Below are 2,913 nucleotides of genomic sequence, written 5' to 3' on the forward strand. Positions count from 1 at the left end.
CCGCCGGGTCCCGCCAGGCTTCGGCGAGCTCCGCGAGGTCGGCGTCGATGCGATCACGCCAGCCGGGCTCCAGCCGGGAGGCGTCGCCACTGCCACCCTGGCCGGACCCGGGCGCCTGCTGCTTGCGGGCCGCACCGGTGAAGGCGACGGCGAGGCCGCCGATGTGTTCGACGAGGTCACCGACGGCGTACTCCGTGCACGGCGTCGTGAGGGTGAGCTGGTCGTCGGTCACCGACGCCACCAGGCCCCGGAGAGTGGTGGTCGCGGGCCCGAGATCGAGAGTGGTCATGCCCGGGACAGACCGTCCCCGGCGACCGGATTCATCGGCGCTGCTCGGCGAAGAAGCTGTCGAGCAGCGCAGCCGACTCGTCCGCCAGCACGCCGGCGACGACCTCGGGACGGTGGTTCAGCCGTCGATCGCGTACGACGTCCCACAGCGAACCCACGGCACCGGCCTTGTCGTCGTACGCACCGAAGACCAGGCGGTCGACGCGCGACAGCACGACGGCGCCGGCGCACATGGTGCACGGTTCGAGGGTGACCACCAGCGTGCAGCCGGTCAGCCGCCACTCGCCGCGCACCCGGGCCGCGGCCCGCAGGGCGACCACCTCGGCATGGCCGGTGGGGTCGGCATCCTGCTCGCGCACGTTGCGGCCGGTGCCGATGACCACGCCGTCCGGATCGACCACGACGGCGCCGATCGGCACGTCACCCGAAGCGACGGCCTCCTGTGCGAGCGCGAGGGCGGCGCGCATCGGCTCCAGCCAGGACTGCCCGGCCGGTGGAACGGACGTCACGCCGAGGTGAGTCCGACGACGTCGTCGAACAGGTCACCGAAGCCGAGGGCACGGGCCACTTCGGACAGCATCTCGTCGGGGTAGAGCTCGTCGTCGTCGAGGATCTCGGCGAGGTCCATCGCGTCGACACCGAGGTCGCTGAGCAGCTCGAGATCGCCCGCGGGCTCGGCGTCGTCCTCGTCGTCGACCAGCGGCAGGCCGAGGTGCTCGACGACGGTGGCCGCCAGTTCCCACTCGGTCGCGGCGCTGACGTCGGACAGCATCACCCGGGTGCGGGGGCCTGCGACACGGACCACGACGAAGAAGTCCTCGTCGACCGCGACCAGCCCGACCGCTCCCCCGTCGCCCGGGAACCGGCGCAGGGCCGAGGCCAGGGTCTCGACATCGACCGCGTGGTCGGGGGTCAGCTCGGCAACCTGCCAGACGCCTTCCTCACGGTAGGCGGCCAGCGCGAAGTCGATCGCGTCGCTTGCGGGCATGGCATCAGGGTGACACGCGAACCCCCACAGGGCTAGGGGATTCCTCGCAACCGCATCGGCCACCGGGCGGGGACTAGGCTGCCGCTCATGCGCACCCAGGTGGTGGACCACCCACTCGTCGCCCACAAGCTGACCGTGCTGCGGGACCAGGAGACGGACTCACCGACCTTCCGGTCCCTCACCGACGAGCTGGTCACGCTGCTCGCCTACGAGGCCACCCGCGACGTCCGGGTCGAGCCGTGCGAGATCGTCACGCCGGTGTCCCCGGCGACGGGGACGCGGCTCGCGACGCCCCGGCCCCTCGTCGTACCCATCCTGCGGGCGGGGCTCGGCATGCTCGACGGGATGATGCGGCTGCTGCCGACGGCCGAGGTCGGCTTCCTCGGCATGGTCCGCAACGAGGAGACCCTCGAGGCCGCGACGTACGCCGAACGGCTGCCCGACGACCTGTCCGGACGGCAGTGCTACGTGCTCGACCCGATGCTCGCGACCGGCGGAACCCTCGCCGCGGCCATCCGCTTCCTGGTCGACCGGGGGGCCGATCACATCACCGCGGTCTGCCTCCTCGTCGCTCCCGAGGGCGTCGCCCGGCTCGAGGAGGAGCTCGCCGACCTGGCCATCCCGGTGACGGTGGTCACCGCGGCGCTCGACGAGCGGCTGAACGAGAAGGGGTACATCGTGCCCGGGCTCGGGGACGCGGGCGACCGGCTCTACGGCATCGCCGGGGGCTGAGCCGAGGTCCGGCCCACCGGGCATGTGACCTTGTAGACGGACGTCACACGTAAGACGGGGACCTCACAGGCCAACGGCTGTGTAGGTTGAGCGGCGCTGTATCCACGAATGGCTGGAGGCTCGATGCTCATCGGCATCCCCCGCGAGTCGAAACCGGGTGAAACCCTGGTTGCGGCGACCGCGAAGACCGTAACTCAATTGACCAACCTCGGCTACGACGTCGTCGTCGAGTCGGGAGCCGGCAACGCTGCCGACCAGCCCGACTCCGCGTTCGTCGACGCCGGAGTGCGCGTCGGGACCTCGGACGAGGTGTGGGCCGCTGACGTCGTCGTCAAGGTCAACGCGCCCTCGGCCGAGGAGATCGGCCGGCTCCGTCGCGGCGCCACGATCATCTCGATGATGGCTCCCGCGCGCAGCCCCGAGCTGCTCGAGCAGCTCCAGGCCGCCGGTGTCACGGCGCTGGCCATGGACGCGGTGCCGCGGATCTCGCGCGCCCAGTCGATGGACGTGCTGTCCTCGATGGCGAACGTCGCGGGCTACCGCGCGGTCGTCGAGTCGGCCCACGAGTTCGGCCGGATGTTCACCGGCCAGGTGACCGCCGCCGGCAAGATCCCGCCGGCCCGCGTCTTCGTCGTCGGTGCCGGTGTCGCCGGCCTCGCGGCCATCGGTGCCGCGTCCGCCATGGGCGCCATCGTGCGCGCCTTCGACGTACGCCCCGAGGTCGCCGAGCAGGTCGAGTCGATGGGCGCCCAGTTCGTCGAGGTCGACTTCGAGTCCGAGGTGTCCTCCGACGGCTACGCCAAGGAGATGACGGCCGAGCAGGAAGCGGCCACCGCCACGATGTACGACGAGGAGGCCCGCGCGGCCGACATCGTCATCACCACGGCGCTGATCCCCGGACGCCC

The 2,913-nt window shown here is 71.7% G+C and carries 5 protein-coding genes; 2 read left to right on the plus strand and 3 right to left on the minus strand.

Features of this window, described 5'->3' with window-relative positions; translation table 11 throughout:
• The 3 genes from ACOADB_RS26385 to ACOADB_RS26395 all read right to left on the minus strand — a co-directional run.
• A partial coding sequence (locus ACOADB_RS26385) for a maleylpyruvate isomerase N-terminal domain-containing protein (RefSeq protein WP_378606004.1) occupies positions 1-289 on the minus strand: 289 nt, incomplete at its 3' end.
• A 31-nt stretch (positions 290-320) separates the two neighbouring features.
• Entirely contained in the window at positions 321-797 is a 477-nt protein-coding gene (gene tadA, locus ACOADB_RS26390) for a tRNA adenosine(34) deaminase TadA (RefSeq protein ID WP_378606007.1), read from the minus strand.
• A complete protein-coding gene (locus tag ACOADB_RS26395) occupies positions 794-1,276 on the minus strand; it encodes a tRNA adenosine deaminase-associated protein (protein ID WP_378606010.1) in 483 nt (160 codons plus the stop codon). The genes tadA and ACOADB_RS26395 overlap by 4 nt, the downstream gene beginning before the upstream one ends.
• A gap of 87 nt (positions 1,277-1,363) precedes the next feature.
• On the opposite strand from ACOADB_RS26395, the gene upp reads away from it, so the two are divergent.
• On the plus strand, positions 1,364-2,008 hold the full coding sequence (upp, locus tag ACOADB_RS26400; protein WP_056709574.1) for a uracil phosphoribosyltransferase: 645 nt from the start codon (positions 1,364-1,366) through the stop codon (positions 2,006-2,008).
• Positions 2,009-2,131: 123 nt separating this feature from the next.
• On the plus strand, positions 2,132-2,913 hold a 782-nt coding region (locus ACOADB_RS26405), incomplete at its 3' end, for a Re/Si-specific NAD(P)(+) transhydrogenase subunit alpha (protein ID WP_378606014.1).

It is taken from the genome of Nocardioides sp. CPCC 206348 (assembly GCF_048654705.1).
Classification (GTDB): domain Bacteria; phylum Actinomycetota; class Actinomycetes; order Propionibacteriales; family Nocardioidaceae; genus Nocardioides.